We start from the raw sequence: 18372 nt of genomic DNA, 5'->3' as shown, positions 1-18372 counted from the left end.
CTGCTCTCAATCGCATGATCCAAGTTGCAAAGCCTGATAGCTATGAAGTTAAAGCTTAATCTCAACCTAGTTTAGAACTTGATTGGCTCAATTCTCAATCATGCAACAACGCCGGTTGAAACGCTTAACTTGCAACCTCAGGTTTATAAGTTAATTGCAACCTAAACTCTATAGCGTTAAAGATTGAGGGTCAGTTTCAATTAGTTTTGCTAAGTCTTGGAGGAACGCTGCTGCGTGAGCACCATAAATGATTCGATGGTCACAGGTAATGTTCACTTGCATTCGTTGTCGCACACCTAGTAGCCCATCTTTGGTGGCAACAACTTGCGGATGTGATGCTCCGATCGCTAAGATAGCGCCTTGTCCGGGCGGCAGTATTGCATCGAATCGATCAACTCCAAACATTCCCAAGTTTGAAAGCGTAAAGCTGCCGGAGGTGTATTCATCAGGCTGTAATTGCTTTGTCCTGGAGCGATTAACTAGGTCTTTCCAAGCACGTGATAGGGAATAGATATCAACTTGATCTGCATTCTTCAACACGGGGGTGATTAAACCGCCATCATCCATAGCAACGGCTACTGAAACGTTAATGTCAGGTTTGTATTGAGTGCCCTGTTCAGTATAGCTAGCGTTCAGTAATGGATGTTTTAGCAGTGTGACTGCGACTGCTTTTGCTAGCAGTGCAGTCATAGTTACACCCTTTGATTTGATCTGCTTGTAGATTTTATCTAGGCTATCGGTAGTGATTGTATAACCCACTCGATAGGTTGGAACCTGAAGGCTCGCAACCATGTTTCGCACTACTGCGTTTTGTAGAGTATTTAGCGGTACAACTTGACCTGGTGCAGTGGGAATCGCAGAAATAGCAGGAGTTGCAGATTTTGCAGAAGTGGGGGATACAGGGGTAGTCGTTTGGACTACTGGTGCAATAACTGAAGGTGTGGGTACAGCAGTTGGCTGGCTCGTTTTTCCAACTGCTGCTTCAACGTCCTCTGCTACGATTCGACCATGAGGACCACTGCCTTTGAGAATATCTAGATCAACTTTTAATTCTTTAGCTAGTTTGCGGGCACGAGGAGATGCAACAATTCGACCGTTACCAGCTTTAGAAGAGCCGTTTTGTTCAGTTTCAGGCTGAACCGCGATCGCCACTGGCGCCGCTTGTTCTGTTTGATCTTGAGTAGATGCTGATGTCGGGCTGCTTTTGGTTTTACCAGAAACTTGTTGTTTGGCAGTTTCAATTTCAGCTTCTGTTTCAGCTATTAGGGCGATCGCCTCTCCTACAGGAGCAACTTCACCTGCAGGCACAACAATTGTTGCAAGATAGCCTTCATAGAAGGACTCTACATCCATGTCTGCTTTATCAGACTCAACAACAACTACGGTTTCGCCCTTTTCAATCTTGTCTCCAGGTGATTTGATCCAGGAGACAATTTTGCCTTCTGTCATAGTGGAACTAAGGGCGGGCATGAAAACTTCGTGAATCATGAGTAGCTTTGCGACAATTAAAACAACATGGATAGCAGAATCGAATTGTATCGTGATCTGGGTCGTTCAAGGATCAGAAATTAGGATGCGAGTAGGCTATGCATCGCCTCGAATTTCTTGGACAACTCCATCGCGTAAAAGTATCTCTACGCGCATTTTGTCGAACAGATTGTCTCCAATTTCTACACGGAAAAAGCCTTCGACTTGGAGCTGCAACACTTCCTTGTCCAGTTCTGCAAGCTGTACTTGTTGAAGTTGTTGAAGGATTCGATTTTTCTGTTCTAAAAGCTCGCTCTTCTTTTGGTTAACTTGTACTTGAATGTTGCCAATTTGTTGAGCGATCGCTGGATCGGCGGGCTGAGAGGTTTGCTTTTGTAGCTCAGCCGTCATGCGCTGTCCCTGGTTCTCTAACTGTTGCAGTTGACCGTCTAACTGGTTAATTTGGGCCTGTAGCTGTTGCTGCATTCCCTCCTTCCACAAAGGAGTGACAAGGGCTTTTACGTTTACAACTCGTTTTAAGAGCAGATGGGATTTAGAAACATCCATGAGTTTTAGGTCAAGGAAACAATTTGAGGATTAGAGACAAAAATTATGTGAGCGAAGCCATGCTGTTCTTGAGCAGCACAACCAGTACAGTTTAGACAAACATCCCGTCAATCATATCGCGATAGCGTTCCATCACAACGGGTCTACGGATTTTGAGAGTTTGAGTCATGGTGCCATTTTCGATAGAGAAAGGCTCTAAGACAAGCCGGAATGGTCCGATGCGATCGTCGGGACGATATCCAGGTCGATTTTTGACCTCACGAGTTAACTCTTGCCGATACAAGTCCTGGACTTGTTTTCTTTCAAGGCTGATTTGAGTCGCAGCTAGAGATGCAGTGTTTTCCTGATCAGGAAGCTGAAGCTGTAGGTTTTGAGTGGCTGCCCATTTTTCTAGCGTTTCTAGATTAGGAACAATCAAGGCACCTAGCGATCGCTGATCTTGCCCGACCAGCATAATTTGGTCAATGTAGGGACTCCGTAAGCAAGCGTCTTCAATAGGCTGCGGCTCGATATTTTCGCCGTTTGTCAAAACGATTGTGTCTTTGGCTCGCCCTGTAATTACCAGATCATCCTCAGCCGTGACTAAACCTAGATCGCCCGTATCGAACCAACCTTCTGAGTCGATCGCCTTAGCTGTTGCCTGAGGATTTTTGTAATAGCCTCGCATTACTTGAGCACCTCGAATCAAAACAACTCCCTGTTGTCCAGCAGGAAGAGGTTGACGGGTTTCTAAATCAACGATGCGGGTTTCAGTTTGAGGAATTGGCTGACCGTCAGCACCTCTAATATTGCGCCAAGGACGACGAACATGAGTAATAGGAGCAGTCTCTGTTAGACCATAGCCGCCTAAAATCTGAATCCCGACGATTTCAAAGAAGTTCTCCAGGTGCATGGCGATCGAACCGCCACCACTCACAACAAACTTAATTTCTCCCCCTACGCCTGCCCGAACCTGTTGGTAGACGAGCTTGTCTCCTAAGCGATGCAATGATGCCAGGAAAGGTAGTTTTAGCCCTGCCCCAAACCGCTCTGCAGCAGAGGGATTCAGGTTCTCTAAGTCTAATTTCTGAACAATTCGGCGGTTATCTATGTAGCGTTGACTAATTTCTAAGAAGAAGTTGATAAGCCGCTGTTTGCTTGCAGGCTGCTCTCGAAACTGCTTCTGCACTCCTTCGTAAATCGATTCCCAGAGGCGAGGCACACCGACCATGTAGTGGGGGTGAAATTCTTTGAGGTCTCGCTTGACTTGACGAATATTGGTGTAGATCTGGGTGCAGCCAAAAGAGAAGATGAAATATTCAAAGGAGCGCTCGTAGCAGTGCCAAATCGGGAGAATGCTGAGGACACGTTCTCCAGGTTGAGGCTGGGCTACGGCTCCCGCATTTGTGACTTGGGACAGCAAATTGCCCTGGGTCAGCATTACTCCTTTAGGTGTTCCGGAAGTCCCAGAGGTATACATTAGGGTAGCCAGCGTGTCTCGATTCGTGCTGACTGGCTGAAGCGAGTGCTTAGCTCCTAACTCTAGAACTTGGGAAAAAGTTAAAGTTTTGAGGCGATCGCCCTGCTCCACCGCTTCATCAGACATCACAATTGCTAGTCGAATCTGATCTGGGTTAAGGTCAGAGTAGAGTTTTTTAAGGGTAGCCTGATCTTGAACTGCGATCGCCACACTATCGCTATCAGCAAGAATAAACAGTAGCTCCTCTCGATCTGCCTGAGCACTACGCACTACGTTGACAATGCCAGCCGTCATCATGCCCTGATCAGTGATCAGCCAACGAGGGCTATTGTCTGAGAACAGGGCAACGTGTTCCCCTTCCCGCAATCCCAGTGCCTGCAATCCAGCTGCAAACTGCTGAATCTGCTGCCACAGCTCTGCATAGGTAATGCTTACCTCTGGTTTCACATGAGGATCATGAAGTGCAACCAGGCTAGCCACCTCTTTCCGCTGAGCTGCGATCGCCCAAATTTCGGGAATTGACTGAGCTGCACTAAAGTCGTTAGGGCGACTTTCAGAGATGCCAGCCGAGCCAGACGGTGTAGCAGTATTTAGAGCGAATGTAGAACCGGAGTTGGTGGGGCGATTCATCGTGACTAGCTCCGTAAAGTGCCGTTAAAGTCTCTAAGGGGATTGCGATTTTTCTAAACTACCCTACTTCTTGCAGCGCTAGAATAGTCAATTGGGAAGGACAGAACCCTATCCGTCCGTCTTGCAACTTCTCCATCTTGCAGATTAGGTCACGAACGCAGCCTGCCAGCGAGGAGAGTTGCTCCTTAGAATCGCTGTCCGAATAATAGGCTATGAATATGCTGATAGGTAGCGGAATTAGAATAGGATAGCAAAGCGTGTTATTAGGAGAATTTATATGGCTAAAGCAGTTTGGAAAGGTATCGTTTTAGCAGAAAGCGACAAATGCGAAGTAGTCGAGGGAAATCAGTACTTTCCTCCTGACTCGATCAAGTCGGAATATTTTAAGCCTAGCAACACTCATACGACCTGCCCTTGGAAAGGGCTTGCAAGCTACTACAACATTGAGGTGGATGGGCAAATCAATAAGGATGCTGCATGGTACTACCCCAGCGCTAAAGATGCTGCAAAGAATATTGAAGGGTACGTAGCATTTTGGCGCGGTGTGCAGGTCGAAGCTTAACCCCAAATGAGTCCTTAAGTTGGTGCTGTGAAGCTGGCTTTTGGGTATCTTGATGTCTAACTTGCTGTCTGTGATGCCATCCAGCAAACTGACATTCCCGGATAAAAAGTGTTACTGTCAAACATTTGTGACCGGAATAACAGATCCAAGGTCTGAATCCAGGAATAGGTAGATCGTGGTTTGATAGAATTCTGCTGAACATCTCCGTGAGGGTAATGAAAGTATATAGTCCACCCGCCCAGTCACCTCCTATGATTCTGGATTCGTTACCCAACCCTCCTGTGTTGGATGAGGTTTGTCCTCGTCGGGCGCGGTTACAAATTGATCTTATTATCCTGGCGATCGAAGCGTTAGACCTTGGTGGTTCTGAGGCTCTACTCATAGCTGCTAAAGAGCTTGAACTACAGGGAATCGTGAAAAATCGCGTATCTCTGTGGCGGCTACGCAGCACCAACCCATTGAGACGCAATAGTCAGCGCCGTCCGCTTACGCTAACAGAAGCAAAAGCATTAGTTCTGATTGCCTGTCATTTGGCACGACGGCTAACTGTTCTAATTCGTCAGTTGCTTTTGGCTTATCAGCAGTTGCAAGAAAAACAGCTATCCCTAGATCATCATTTCCGCCTGTCTGAGTATCTAGAGCGATTTAGAGCGCACTTTCGCTCTCGGATGAACCCTAAACGAGCAGGCGTAATGGCATATAGCACTGATGAAAAGCTAAACGAACTCGCGATGAAGCTTTTGAGCCAACTTCTATTTTGCACAGGAACGGGTGGTACACAGCGGCTCTGGAGCAGCTTGTTTGATGGAGATGTGGCATGACGATTCAGCGTCAATATAGTTTACCGAACTGTAAGCTGGTCCTTGAAGGATGGCCAGATGAGGCGATCGCTAGCAGCACAACGGGTCGTCCACTAGTTTCTAAGTTGGTCAGTGCTGAGTGCCATTTTACTCACCTTGAGAAACCCCTTACAGGGGGTAGAGAATTCTTTGAGAGTCTAATCACAGCCGTCAGTAATTATGCTCAAGAATTTTTAAGTGGGGTGCCTCATCCTTCTCATGCAACGGGCAAGCCAAACCTGGTACATCTTCAGCGGATCAACCAGAATCAACACCGGCTAACGATTCAGGCTGAATCGAGAAATGGTAGTCAGGCTCAGAGTTCTGCGACTCCGATCCAGCTTGATTTGGTAACCGTTCAACTTTTTGATCTGGTTGAAGCGATTGATCAGTTTTTTGCGGATAGCCAAACACTACCGGATTTATCGCTTAATCTAACTCCTGTTTCTAAACGATATGTTGCATCGCAGGAACCGATAACAAAACGAGCAATGCCAGCTGCTTTGGGAGTTTCTGGGCTGGCAGTTGCAGCGATCGCCCTCTTCTTTGTGCCTGTGCCGCAAAGAGGACCAGTAGAGTCAGAGACAACGACAGAACAGTCTACAGAAGTTTCTCCGGCTGCGAATGCCAGTGTTGAAGAAGCAACCGAGTCACCCCCAACTGCAACAACTGCTTCACCAGAACCTGTAGTGGCTGATGACGCATCTGAACTTTCTGATTCTGAGCTGTCTGATTCTGGAGCAGAGCCACCTGATGATGTTTCTGAAACAACAGAAGTTGGAGAATCTTTAGCTGCTGCAGATTTAGAAGCACTGCTAGATGCTGCTCCTGAGATTTCTGACCCAGATCGGCTCGATGAAATGACCTTGCAGTTGCGAGATCAGCTTGATGCAGCCTGGACTGATCGAGATGCTGGACTGGATGAAGAACTCATTTATCGGGTTGGTGTTGCCGAGAATGGCGATATTCTCGGAGTAAAGCAAGTCAACGAAGCCGCTATCACCTACTTTGACCTAACTCCTCTTGCAGATCTGCGATACAACCCAATTGATGCAGATGCGCCAAACCAGGAACCCATTGGTCAGTTTCGAGTTGTGTTTAGACCTGACGGAGTCATTGAGGTCAGTCCCTGGAATGGACGACCTGCTGCCAATGCATCACCTCTAGAGAGCCTTGTTTCTCTGTTGATATAAATACATAAAGGGCGCAAGATTTTTGCGCCCTCAAAGATTCTCCAGTTTCTATCGATGTGCCTGAGGCCCCGCCCAGATGTTGTTTGCCACTCGTCCAAAAGTGACGGGCTGGTCTTCGATGGCGGCGGTGGTGCTTCCGCTAAAATCTACTGCCCATAGCATGGTTTGGGTATCACCCAGGTTGCCTGCTTGAAAAAGAACCCGCCCAGGATGCGTTTGACTCCAGCCCAATAAAACAGCGTTTGTGTACTGAACGCGAGTGGGAGCAACGGTGTAAGTGCGGTTTTGCTGCCGATCCCAAACGACGGCATAGTCGGAAGCAATATCAGAGCCAAACAACGACTCAAACTCTCTTGCCAGGATGCGATCGCCCGTCTCAGACCAGGCAACTGGAATCAAGATGGCAATCCCCCCCGCCTCAACTTCTACAGGAGTGAGATTTCCGTTTCCAAAGGGGTTATCTGCTAGGGGAGAAGATGCAGTAATCGTCTGCAAATCACCCGTCCTCAAATTCTCCAGAAACAAAACACTGCTAACTCGACTCTGAGTGAATTGAGGAGAAACCTGCATTTGAATGCGACTATAAGCCGCATATTCACCATCCGGAGAAATAAGCGACTGGCTGCGGTAATAACGCAGGATTGAAGTATTTGACCGACTTATTTCAGCCAGAGTTGCTAAAACCCAATTCCAGGGAACTGGATAGGGACTATTGAGTGGGTCAAGTTGTACTGACGGCTCCGCCATAGGACTTTCAGAGACAGAATTTTCAGGAACAATAGGGGAAGCTGGCGACTCAGCAGCCGGAACAGCTTCAGGACTAGCTAAGACGGAGCGGGAGCCTAATAGAAACACCAATAACAAGACGGTAGCCAATTGAGATGATGTTCGGGGGAACAACCATCCTAAGCAGAGTTTGATTTGGCGCATTAAGTTAAGTCTCTGGGCGACGGATTTGTGGTGAGATGCGACACCCGAACCAACATAAGGCTGTTCTCGTTCTATCTTTCCTTGATCTATGTATAGCAACTGTAAGGCTCGTGAATGCATGAATTCTCTAAACTCTTCAACAGATGTAATGTTGCTAATGTCGGTCTGTAGGCAGGTAGGTAACTAGTAGAAATCGTGCGATTTTGACCGCAAAGCTGGGAAAATTAACGCTCAGCTTTTGGACTTGTCCAAAGTTGAGGTAGCATCACAACAGGGAAATCTGTGCATGAGGTCGCGAAATATGACTAGATCCTCAACGGCTCAAGCAACGGAACGCCAATCTCCTCAGCGATCGCCCGGTGGGGGCAGGTCTTTCCTGGTGTTAATTTTTCGGCTGCTGCTGCTAACAGTGGGCGGCAGTTTTGCAGGACTGTTGGGCATAGCGGTTGCTCAGGTTCACCCCGCGCAAATCCAAGAAACGCCCATTCTCGAAAAAGTACTTCAGCGATCTGAAGCGTTAATCAGGGATATTCGAAGTTAATCTTTAGGATTTTCGGAATAAAGCAGTCTCAAACTCTGTTTTCCTGGCACCCATACTGTTGATCCCGGCTCATGCGAATTATTTTTTTTGGTACTCCTCAGTTTGCGGTGCCCAGTTTGGAGCGATTGCTGTCCCAGCCTGAATTTGAGTTGCTTGCGGTGGTGACTCAGCCTGACAAACGACGAGGACGTGGCAATGACTTCATTCCTTCTCCGATCAAAGCGTTAGCAGTTGAGCATCAGCTTCCAGTCTGGCAACCGCGCAGCGTCAAGCGAGATGCCGAAACTCTGGAGAAGTTGCGAACAAGTCAGGCAGATGCTTTTGTCGTTGTGGCCTATGGACAGATTCTTTCGCAAGAAATTTTGGACATGCCTCGGTTAGGCTGCATCAACGCACACGGTTCGCTGTTGCCTAGATATCGAGGCGCGGCTCCAATTCAGTGGAGTCTCTATCATGGCGAGATGGAGACGGGGATCACGACCATGCTGATGGATGCGGGCATGGATACTGGAGCAATGCTACTCAAAACGACTACACCAATTGGCTTGTTAGACACGGCTCTAGATTTGGCAAAAACTCTATCGGCAGTGTCGGCTGACTTGCTAGTAGAGACACTGGTTGGACTAGAGCAGCGATCGCTTCAACCTATTCCTCAAGACAATGCTCAGGCTACCTATGCGCCGTTGATTCAAAAGCAGGACTATCAGCTAGATTGGTCACGTCCGGCGATCGCCCTGCACAATCAAGTTCGAGGATTCTTCCCAAACTGCGTTGCGACCTTTCGAGGAACAGTACTAAAAGTTACAGCTACCGTGCCACTGGTAGCAACGTATCACGCGTTGCTTCCGGCTGAGTTGCACGATATAAAACCCGAATGGGAAAGTCTGCTAGAGCAAGCCTCCCAGCAACACGATTCTCTTACTCCTGGAACTGTTGTGGGGTTGCTGAAGAATCAGGGAGCTTTGATTCAGACAGGGGAAGGATTGCTGCTCCTGCGCGAAGTGCAGATGGCAGGTAGGCGATCGCAGTCCGGATGGGACTTCATTAACGGCTCCCGCTTGCAAATCGGCGAAAAGCTAGAAAATGGTTAGTTACTGGTCATTCGCGCAACAACCAGTAACCCGTGAATCAAAAACCTCAATCACTCAAACCCCGTCCCTGAACCTGAGCAAGCAAAGTTGCATCCGGTATGTCTCCTTCGGTGTAATAGCCTGCTGCTTTTTTGGCCTCAATTTCTACTTTGGCATCAGCCGGAATCAGTTCTTCGGGAATGGGCACCCGCTCGATGATCTCAATGCCAGAATTGACAATCGCCCGGTATTTCATGTCACTCATGGAGATAAAGCGATCGATTCGGGTAATTCCGAGCCAATGCAGCACATCGGGCATGAGTTCTTGAAAGCGCATGTCTTGCACACCTGCAACACATTCGGTGCGGGCGAAGTAAGCATCGGCGCGATCGCCCCCTTCCTGACGTTTTCGGGCATTGTAGACCAGAAACTTGGTCACTTCACCCAAGGCTCTACCTTCCTTGCGAAAATAGACGATTATTCCAGCTCCGCCTGCTTGAGCCGTTTGAATGCAAGCCTCAATTCCATGCACCAAATAGGGTCGGCAGGTACAAATATCAGATCCAAATACATCTGACCCATTGCATTCATCATGTACCCGCACGGTCAGCGGCTTTTGCGGATCAGTAATTGCGTCCAGATCTCCCACCATGTAGACGGTAATGCCACCAATCGGAGGTAAGAAAACCAGCAAGTCCGGACGAGTTACCAGTTCTGGAAACATTCCACCTGTTTGCTCAAACAAGGTTTTACGCAAGACCCCTTCATCGACTTTGAGCCGTTTGGCAATTCCGGGTAGATACCAGACTGGCTCAAGGGCTGCCTTTGTGACAACTAAATCGCCACCTGTCTTCATAATTTTGCCATCTACCTGCAAGCGCCCCTTAGCAACCGCTTCTTGCAGTTCCGGCATATTGATGTGAGCTTTGGTGATGGCGATCGTTGGGCGAATATCGTAGCCCTGCTCGTAAAAAGGCTGAAACACTTCGCCTACAGAAGCGCCAAACGGATCTAGAGCAACAATTTTGTCTGGATCAGCCCAACTAGGATGGGGTCCAATCCGCACTGTCGGAGAGGTATCAGTTAAATCAGCCCGATGACCAGATTGCAGCACGCCACTCGCGACTGCCAAGGCCCGATAGAGGGCATAAGAACCAGAGTGAGTCCCAATTACATTGCGATGGGCAGAATTGGTTAAGGTCGCCACAACTGGTCCTCGTTTCAAGGGGTCTGCGTCTCCCCAAGAGATAGCTGTGGGTTTAGGACCAAATCGATTGGGGTGAGAGGTTAAAACGATGTGACTGGGTTTTGAAACGGCTGATTGTTCTGACATAGATCTCCTAAATGCTGCCCTGATAAGAATTTGCTGCTAAGAAATTGCGGTTCAAGAAATTTCAAGAACTGCTTCTGTGAACTTGTCGCTAAACCTCTCAGTTGCTTGCTAAAGCATTTCAAGTAGATCAGCTAGATCTGGTTTTAGGGCCGAGAGTTTTTCACTAGAAAAACTTCAGTGTCAAGAACAGGTGAAATCTACTTGGAGGCGCGCTGTACAGCGAATGAGGTGTGGCGCGGTCTAGCTGTGCGATTTACAGGAGAAAAATGCAACCTCCCAGTTAATTTTGAACTGCCCATACAAGTCAAAATCAAGGTCTTGAGCGGTTTCTAATTTTTGTCGTGTACTCAACTCGCAGAATAATTGCTGATCAAATTCCTGTGGAAGGTAGTATTCTAGCAGCCGTAGCTAAAGCTGGGAATGGCTTTGCTTATAGATTTCGATCGCTACAACAGCCAGTCTTTACGGTAAAAAGTGGCATTAAGAGCGAAGATTTTTGATTTCTCAATGAGCCTGGCTGAAACGGTTTGCTAACAGAGAAATGATGAATTCCTGAAATATTGCTGCTGATTGCGGGTGTTGCTGCCGCATTTTCTCTAGTGCTTGAGCAAAGAGGCGATGAGAATGTAAATCTGCTCACCCTTCTCCCTCAACAATTCTGCTTAGTGAGGGGGGCAACACTGCTGTGGTAATTTGCGCCTGAGAGCGAGTGTTTTGCCACGCCAATTTGGCTATAGCCCGTACCTGCAGCAAATCCACTCACGGGATGAAGAATAAAGCGAATCAACCCGCCTCCCGCAGCGCTCCTAACAACAGCAGAGATGCACCCGTGAGTGAAGAGGTTATGGCGATCGCGCCATTAGCATCACGCCTATCTAAACTAGTCTGCGAATTATGAGCGGTAGATGAAGAATGCAGTGAATTAGAGAAGCTTTGTGGAAAAGGCTTTTATCATAAGTTCTTACGAAATATTGCAGTTAAACTTCCACCGATACCAGAAGAGTTTAAACCTCAAAAGCCGCGATAAATAACCACTCATCGGGGCTGTTCATGGACATTCGCCTATTTCACGCCTGTTCTGCTCAAACTCAAAATAGCCAGGTGTTGCTGTCTAGAATTCAGGTGTTTTCGGGAATACTTGATTTTCTTCAAATCTTTAAAGACTTAACTCAGAGCCTAAAGATTCCCTGAAGCCAAGCTCCAGAAGTTTCCTTAGAAACTAATCATAGTTATGGTTTCTACTAGCAACATCAACAGTGTCTCAAGAATTTTTCTGAGATTTTACTGAATACGCGACCGTATAACTAATGCCTTAATGTCGGTGATACCCTCGCAACATCTCAGAGTCTACTTTCAGTTGCCCCAAAAGAAGACTGCTGAGCCGAGAGCCTCGTCAGTTTAATCTAGAGCCTACTAGAGCCTACATTTATGCGGATTCTAATCTACTCCTACAACTATCATCCTGAACCTATCGGTATTGCTCCCCTTATGACCGAGCTAGCCGAAGGGTTAGCAGCGAGGGGACATGAAGTCCGAGTTATCACAGGAATGCCCAATTATCCTGAGCGCCAAATCTACAAGGAATATCGGGGCAAGTGGTATCTCACGGAGAAAAAGAATGGGGTTACAATTCAGCGTAGCTATGTCTGGGTACGCCCTCAACCTGGTCTGGTAACGCGAGTCATGCTGGACGGCAGTTTCGTTCTTACCAGCATGATTCAGGCATTCAGGGGTTGGCGACCCGACGTTATTTTGCTGACCGTTCCACCTTTGCCAGTCAGCGTTCCTGCTGCCTTGCTGGCTTGGTTTCACTCTTGTCCTGTCGTTCTTAATTTGCAAGACATTCTCCCCGAAGCGGCAGTGCATGTGGGTCTGCTAACCAATAAGGTTGCAATTCGCGTATTCGAAGCTCTAGAAAAGTTTGCTTACCGAACGGCTCATACGATTAGCGTTATCACGGACGGATTTACAGAGAACCTGGTTGGTAAAGGTGTACCTGCCGAAAAAATCACCTGCATTCCTAACTGGGTAGACGTTAATTTCATTCAACCTTTACCGAAGGAAAATAACCCCTTCCGGATAGCTCACCAGCTTGAGGGCAAATTTGTTGCTCTTTATTCTGGCAACATCGCTCTGACTCAAGGACTGGAGACAGTCATAGATGCAGCTAATCGGTTGAAACATATTCCCGAAATCGTCTTTGTCATTGTGGGGGAAGAAAAGGCTCTAAAGCAGTTGCAGAAATATTGCGAGTCGAAAGAAACAACCAATGTAAAACTGCTGCCTTTTCAACCGCGTAAGAAATTGCCAGAAATGCTAGCCGCAGCAGATGTAGGGTTAATTGTGCAAAAGCGGAATGTGATTTCGTTCAATATGCCTTCCAAAACTCAGGTCATATTGGCAAGCGGACGTCCAATTGTGGCTTCTGTGCCATTAACCGGAACAGCAGCAAGATCCGTAGAGCAAAGTGGGGGCGGCGTTGTGGTAGCGCCTCAGCAACCTCAGCTTTTGGCTGATGCCGTTCTGGAGTTATATCAGAATCCACAGAAGGCAGAGCAGTTAGGGCAACAGGGTAGGCAGTACGCAATGGAGAATTATGAGTTTGAGCAGGCGTTAAGCCGCTACGAAGCTCTGTTTGCTCAAGTTGTGGCTCATCCGGCTGGAAATTCTAATGTGCTCAAAGCGCTACCAGCTTTTGGTGTAAAGAAACCTGTCGTTGATGCTTAAAGACTGCAAGCTGCAAACCTATTCGTGGGGATGATTATAGTTATCCTTAATTACACGGCATACAGCAGCGGCGCACTGCGTCACTGCTGTATGCCGTGCTTTGTATTCCACTAAGGATTAGGGGGAATATAAGCGTTCTCCCTGATCCTTATGGCTGTTAACCTTTTTCCTCTACTTCACCCTTTTTTGGAATCACCTCTACATCAGGTAACCCATCCAGGTGTTCGACAGGAACTTCTACTGCGGTTTCTGGAACTAAAATTGTGAGCCCAGCGGGAATGCATTCGACTTCAACCGGAGTACTACCCACCAGTTCACCGTCCAGCACAACTTTTTGGGGAGGATCTGTGGTGATTTTGATTTTTCTAGCTCGTAGGTAGCCAATATCGGGGCGTTCCGCTGGATGCTCGTTAAGTGCGGACTGAAGCAGGTGATAGCTAGCGGCGATCGCCCCAGCCACATTCTGGGGAGCCACAACCGTCAAATCTAATAGTCCGTCATCTACGATAAGTCCAGCAGGACCTTGAGCCAAAATTGAGGTCGGTGGTGCAGCATTTGCTACCGTAACAGATGCAGCTGAAACACGAATCACTTTATCTTCGGTTTCAATTTCTGCATCAAACTTACTTAGGTCACGAAGCTGCTGTAGTCCTGCCAACACATATGCCAGCATACCAAACCGATTTTTTGCTTCACGGTTAGCACGTTCGACGGCTTCAGCCTCAAACCCAATGCCAACCAGTAAAACCATTGGTTTACCATTGCAGTAGGCAGCATCTACAGTTCGAGTAAAGCCTCCCAAAATGGTTTGGCATGCTGCTTCGATGGTGTTTGGAATGTCTAGAGCCGTTGCAAAAGCATTAGCTGTTCCACGTGAGATTACCCCAAAAGGAATCTTGGTGCCGACTAGTGCTGCTGCTGCTGCTGATAGCGTTCCATCACCGCCAGAGGCAATGATCATTTCTGCACCTCGCTCTACCGCTTCAGCAGCAAGCTGATCGGCATCAACATCCTCTGTTGTTTTGCGAATATCTAGATCAATTTCTGGCTCTAGAATCTCCAAAATTTTAGCCAGATCTTGATCTGGATTGCCCTGACCTGCAACAGGATTAAAAATTAGACATGCGGAACGAGACATACGACCTTCCTAAAGCAAGGTACGACAGTTGTGCTTGAACAAGATTGACCCCAATGGACCTGTCGTTACAGCAACGGATTACTGTACGAGAGGACTACCGTGATGATGCACGAGATACCATTGCTGAGACATGCGCTCAAAAATATTAGTTGCCGTTGATTGCGCTTCAAGCCTTTTGCCTCGAACAATTTGAAGCAAGCTTTCAGTCAGCACAACGTAGGCAAGATTGTCGCTGATTTCAATAGTGATGACGTCCGTTTCAATCTCGAAGTAGCTTGTGTTTTTGAAAATTTGCTCCCAGGAAACGCTAATTTGATCCCAGCTTTTCAAGACCCCTCTTCCGGGATGAATGCAGAGACTACCTAAACCTTTTGACCAAACGCGGCTCATGGCTTCGATGTCCTTTTTTTCAAAAGCACGATAGAAAGCCTGATTTACAGCTAGCACAGCTTGTGTGTCGCTCATTAAAGGCCGCAGTTTAACTGGGAATCCGTTCAGTGTACTGCAAGAAGGTCTTGAGTTCTGTCCATCCAAGAGTAGAGAGCGAGGAAGAAGCGATCGCCCTTTTCTCACTCTCTGGCTAGATTTGTGGATTTATTCTTAAAAACTGATCGTTGACTAGAGTGCAGCTAGCGATCGCTCCACTGCCTGCAATGCCTGACTGACTTCAGCGGCGCTGACAATCAGCGGCGGCACAAATCGAACAACCTTTGGACCTGCCGGAACTAGCAACAATCCTTCAGCCATTGCAGCTTTCACAACGTCCGCTGAGGTTAAATGGATGTCTGATCTCAAGACCAGACCGTTGATCAAACCCCAACCTCGGACTTCAGCGATCGCTTGCGGATAAGCTTGAGCGAGTGCACTCAGTCCCTGACGCAATTGCTTACCTCGCTCCTGCACATTTTCTAGCAGGTTTTCTTGCTCTAGGGTTTGGCAAACTGCGCGAGCTACGGCACAAGCAAATGGATTGCCGCCAAATGTGCTGGCATGATCACCCGGTTGGAAGACATCACAGAAGGACTTGCACAACACAGCACCGATTGGGATGCCACCACCCAAGCCTTTTGCCAAGGTGAAAATGTCAGGTTCAATTCCTAGATGTTCGTAACTCCAGTAGTGACCAGTGCGACCCATACCCACCTGGACTTCATCGAGAATTAGCAAAATGCCTTTTTCATCGCAAATCTGTCGCACCCGTTGGAAATAAGCTAGATCGCCAGGTCGAACACCACCTTCACCTTGCAGCCCCTCCAACATGATTGCAGCAACCTGCCGTTCTCTGCTGTCGAGTTGGGCGATCGCTTCTTCTAATGCCCGAATATCGTTGTAGGGAACATAATAGAAACCTGGAACGAGCGGATTGAAATTCTTTTGATATTTTGGCTGTCCGGTAGCGGTGACGGTCGCCAGGGTGCGTCCATGAAAACTAGCGTGGGCGGTCAAAACAGTCGGATTGTCAATTCCTAGAACCGTGTGGGCATATTTGCGGGCGAGTTTGATTGCACCCTCATTTGCCTCTGCTCCAGAGTTGCAGAAAAAGGCGCGATCGGCGCAGGAGTGCTGCACTAGCCACTTCGCTAACTCACCCTGTTCTGGAATGTAGTAAAGATTGGAAACATGATGCAGCTTCTGAATCTGCTGCGTCACGGCTTCAACCAAAACTGGGTGAGCATGACCTAAGGTGCAGGTAGCAATGCCAGCGACAAAATCCAGATATTCTCGCCCATCAGCATCCCAAACGCGGCAGCCTGCACCTCGCTCTAAGGTAAGGGGAAAGCGCCCATAAGTTGACATGACATATTCGTCAAACTCGGCTGGGCTGGGGCTAGCGACAGCGACGGGAGATGAAACGAGGGTTTCTGCTGGACTCATCGGCTTTTCCTCTGCTGGGGAAACAATTCAAACAATGGTAACAACTGAGTTAGAAACACAACCTGGAAATACAAGGTTGGCTAAATCAAGAGTTTAGATTTAGGGCTAAGTCTGATTGTAAGTTACTTGTTTCTGCTGTAGAGTTAGCTGCGATCGCCATGAAACCTTTCAAAGCACTGATGTAGCGTCTTTAGGGCACTCTCCTGCTGATTGTGAAAATTCAATGACATTTCAACGATATTTAAAGTCTTGTCGAAATCATGGCTTCACAGATACTTCTGCAAGAGCAAACTCAGCTTTTCTTTTGTGGCAGATGGGGCTTTGTCGAGTGGCGTGATGATGGCATATTTCAGCGCAGAATGGGCATCTGAGGAAGGGGGGTTTTGACCAAGGCGACGCACCGTTTCTTGAATCACACGCTGAGCGTTAACTGCATTTTTCATCAAGTTGCCGATGACCATTTCTACAGTCACGCTGTCGTGATCGGGGTGCCAGCAGTCGTAATCAGTTACTAGAGCCAAGGTTGCATAGGCGATTTCTGCTTCTCTGGCTAGCTTTGCTTCTGGCAAATTGGTCATGCCAATCACTGTTGCGCCCCAGCTGCGATAGAGATTGGATTCTGCTTTGGTTGAAAAAGCCGGCCCTTCCATGCAGACATAGGTGCCGCCGCGATGCAGCACAACGTCAGGGAAATTGAGGCTGGCGATCGCCTCTGACAGAACTTTCGCCAAGTTTTGACAAATTGGGTCACCAAAGGCAATGTGTGCCACAATCCCTTCACCAAAGAAGGTGGAAATTCGATTTTTGGTGCGATCGATAAATTGGTCAGGCACAACCATGTCCAGCGGCTTGGCTTCTTCCTTGAGAGAACCGACTGCCGAAGCGGAAATTAAGTATTCCACTCCCAGGCTTTTCATTGCATAGATATTTGCCCGAAAGGGTAGCTCTGAAGGGGAAAGGTGGTGATTGCGTCCGTGACGAGCCAAAAAAGCCACTCGCGTTCCGTCTAGCGTCCCTAAGATCAAAGCATCAGACGGCGCACCAAAGGGCGTATCAATCTGCACTTCCTCGATGTCTCGCAGTGCCTCCATCTTGTAAAGACCGCTGCCACCCATGATCCCAATCTTTACGTCAGCCATAATTGCTTTTTTGCCCTTTGCTGCAATGCCAAGCCATTCTACCGGGAAAAGCTGCTAGTGTTCTGCCCTTAATAGCCAGAACCCGCTGTAGGTCATACCAGAATCATCGGGTTGAACTAGCAAAAAGTGCAGTCCTTGAGCCGTTTGCTGCCGCTGTTGAAAGGTTTGAGCGGCAGAAATTACGTCCTGATCATCAAAAGTAGTGACTACCCAGCGATCGACCAGTCCTGCTTCTAGAATTAGTCCATTGGGCTCGCCTGGAATGTAGTTGAGTGAGACTGGGCAAGTTTCTTGCAGCCACCGTGCTAGACGCATTGACTGTCTGCCGCCATCGATTACCACACCGGGTACCGAAATCGTGGAGGCAAGCTGTAAGTTGACTGGCAGAAGCGCTTCGGGCATTTGCAGGATGGGAATGGGTCTGTTTTTGAAGCTGGATTCCAGGTCAGAGGCGGCGATCGCCGCAAATCGCCACTGCTCTCCCCACAGATTTTCGGGCAACGGCACGGGTGGCGGTTGTTCTAGTTTGACAGGCTCGTAGGGCTGTCCGGTGTAACCTTCCAGCTTGCGGTAGTCCTCAACCCGCTGTTGAAGTAACTGTTTTAAAGCAGGAGTGCGGCGGGTTGGCTCTACAGCGATTTCTAAGGCTTGGCAAGCGGCTGCAATTAAGCTGACTGACTGAGGGCGAAATACCTGAATCTGCTGAGGTAGGTTTTTAGAGCTGCCTGCCATTTGCAATAGCTGATTTGCGATCCAGGCAGAATTTGCTTCTGGCTGCGGACAAAATGCTTGAGCTGAAAAAGTTTGCTCAGGGTTACAGACCACTAGTTCCCACAGCGGCTGTTTTGCCTCATTCTGCAATGGACGACGATAAAAATCAGCTTGCCAAACCGTCATTTTGT

The 18372-nt window shown here is 48.0% G+C and carries 17 protein-coding genes; 7 read left to right on the top strand and 10 right to left on the bottom strand.

What is annotated here, in order from left to right; translation table 11 throughout:
- Window positions 1-168 precede the first annotated feature (168 nt).
- The 3 genes from H6F93_RS25305 to H6F93_RS25295 form a co-directional block, all read right to left on the bottom strand.
- A complete protein-coding gene (locus H6F93_RS25305; protein WP_190642691.1) occupies window positions 169-1488 on the bottom strand; it encodes a dihydrolipoamide acetyltransferase family protein in 1320 nt (439 codons plus the stop codon).
- Window positions 1489-1584: 96 nt separating this feature from the next.
- Complete coding sequence (locus H6F93_RS25300; RefSeq protein WP_190642690.1) at window positions 1585-2034, bottom strand: YlqD family protein; 450 nt, start codon at window positions 2032-2034, stop codon at window positions 1585-1587.
- A gap of 91 nt (window positions 2035-2125) precedes the next feature.
- Window positions 2126-4123, bottom strand: a complete 1998-nt coding sequence (locus H6F93_RS25295) for a long-chain fatty acid--CoA ligase (RefSeq protein ID WP_190686971.1) — start codon at window positions 4121-4123, stop codon at window positions 2126-2128.
- 277 nt (window positions 4124-4400) lie between these two features.
- On the opposite strand from H6F93_RS25295, the gene H6F93_RS25290 reads away from it, so the two are divergent.
- The 3 genes from H6F93_RS25290 (at window position 4401) to H6F93_RS25280 (ending at window position 6717) form a co-directional block, all read left to right on the top strand.
- A complete protein-coding gene (locus tag H6F93_RS25290) occupies window positions 4401-4685 on the top strand; it encodes a DUF427 domain-containing protein (RefSeq protein ID WP_190686968.1) in 285 nt (94 codons plus the stop codon).
- Between the two features lie 251 nt (window positions 4686-4936).
- Window positions 4937-5506: a DUF3038 domain-containing protein gene (locus H6F93_RS25285; RefSeq protein WP_524538012.1), complete on the top strand. Its 570-nt coding sequence runs from the start codon at window positions 4937-4939 to the stop codon at window positions 5504-5506.
- On the top strand, window positions 5503-6717 hold the full coding sequence (locus H6F93_RS25280; protein ID WP_190642686.1) for a DUF4335 domain-containing protein: 1215 nt from the start codon (window positions 5503-5505) through the stop codon (window positions 6715-6717). Before H6F93_RS25285 ends, H6F93_RS25280 begins: the two co-directional genes overlap by 4 nt.
- A gap of 48 nt (window positions 6718-6765) precedes the next feature.
- On the opposite strand, the gene H6F93_RS25275 is transcribed toward H6F93_RS25280, so the two are convergent.
- Window positions 6766-7593 (bottom strand): hypothetical protein, encoded by an 828-nt coding sequence (locus H6F93_RS25275; protein WP_242043612.1) that lies wholly within the window; start codon window positions 7591-7593, stop codon window positions 6766-6768.
- A gap of 355 nt (window positions 7594-7948) precedes the next feature.
- Here H6F93_RS25275 and H6F93_RS25270 point away from each other — a divergent pair, with 355 nt between their 5' ends.
- Together H6F93_RS25270 and fmt are read left to right on the top strand one after the other, a co-directional pair.
- On the top strand, window positions 7949-8188 hold the full coding sequence (locus tag H6F93_RS25270) for a hypothetical protein (RefSeq protein ID WP_190686963.1): 240 nt from the start codon (window positions 7949-7951) through the stop codon (window positions 8186-8188).
- Between the two features lie 71 nt (window positions 8189-8259).
- On the top strand, window positions 8260-9279 hold the full coding sequence (gene fmt, locus H6F93_RS25265) for a methionyl-tRNA formyltransferase (protein ID WP_190686960.1): 1020 nt from the start codon (window positions 8260-8262) through the stop codon (window positions 9277-9279).
- A gap of 46 nt (window positions 9280-9325) precedes the next feature.
- Here the strand turns inward: fmt and H6F93_RS25260 are convergent, their stop codons facing one another.
- Entirely contained in the window at window positions 9326-10591 is a 1266-nt protein-coding gene (locus H6F93_RS25260) for a GTP cyclohydrolase II (RefSeq protein WP_190686957.1), read from the bottom strand.
- Between the two features lie 766 nt (window positions 10592-11357).
- Between H6F93_RS25260 and H6F93_RS34820 the strand changes: the two genes are divergently transcribed.
- The gene (locus H6F93_RS34820) at window positions 11358-11489 is read left to right on the top strand and encodes a hypothetical protein (RefSeq protein WP_277882018.1); all 132 of its coding nucleotides are present in this window, start codon (window positions 11358-11360) and stop codon (window positions 11487-11489) included.
- 530 nt (window positions 11490-12019) lie between these two features.
- Window positions 12020-13318, top strand: coding sequence for a glycosyltransferase family 4 protein (locus H6F93_RS25255; RefSeq protein ID WP_190686954.1), 1299 nt, complete (start codon window positions 12020-12022; stop codon window positions 13316-13318).
- A 157-nt stretch (window positions 13319-13475) separates the two neighbouring features.
- Here H6F93_RS25255 and H6F93_RS25250 read toward each other — a convergent pair whose 3' ends face one another.
- The 5 genes from H6F93_RS25250 to H6F93_RS25230 form a co-directional block, all read right to left on the bottom strand.
- A complete protein-coding gene (locus H6F93_RS25250; RefSeq protein WP_190686950.1) occupies window positions 13476-14456 on the bottom strand; it encodes a YegS/Rv2252/BmrU family lipid kinase in 981 nt (326 codons plus the stop codon).
- A gap of 78 nt (window positions 14457-14534) precedes the next feature.
- On the bottom strand, window positions 14535-14921 hold the full coding sequence (locus tag H6F93_RS25245) for a nuclear transport factor 2 family protein (protein WP_190686947.1): 387 nt from the start codon (window positions 14919-14921) through the stop codon (window positions 14535-14537).
- A gap of 153 nt (window positions 14922-15074) precedes the next feature.
- The gene (locus tag H6F93_RS25240; RefSeq protein WP_190686943.1) at window positions 15075-16331 is read right to left on the bottom strand and encodes an aspartate aminotransferase family protein; all 1257 of its coding nucleotides are present in this window, start codon (window positions 16329-16331) and stop codon (window positions 15075-15077) included.
- A gap of 266 nt (window positions 16332-16597) precedes the next feature.
- A complete protein-coding gene (locus H6F93_RS25235) occupies window positions 16598-17470 on the bottom strand; it encodes an S-methyl-5'-thioadenosine phosphorylase (protein ID WP_190686940.1) in 873 nt (290 codons plus the stop codon).
- Between the two features lie 54 nt (window positions 17471-17524).
- Window positions 17525-18367, bottom strand: a complete 843-nt coding sequence (locus tag H6F93_RS25230) for a Tab2/Atab2 family RNA-binding protein (protein WP_190686937.1) — start codon at window positions 18365-18367, stop codon at window positions 17525-17527.
- Between the last annotated feature and the right edge of the window lie 5 nt (window positions 18368-18372).

Origin of the sequence: Leptolyngbya sp. FACHB-671, assembly GCF_014695745.1 — a bacterium.
GTDB lineage: Bacteria > Cyanobacteriota > Cyanobacteriia > Elainellales > Elainellaceae > JAAUTN01.
The sequence above is the reverse complement of the archived record's forward strand: the minus strand, read 5'-3'. Positions and strand labels throughout refer to the sequence as shown.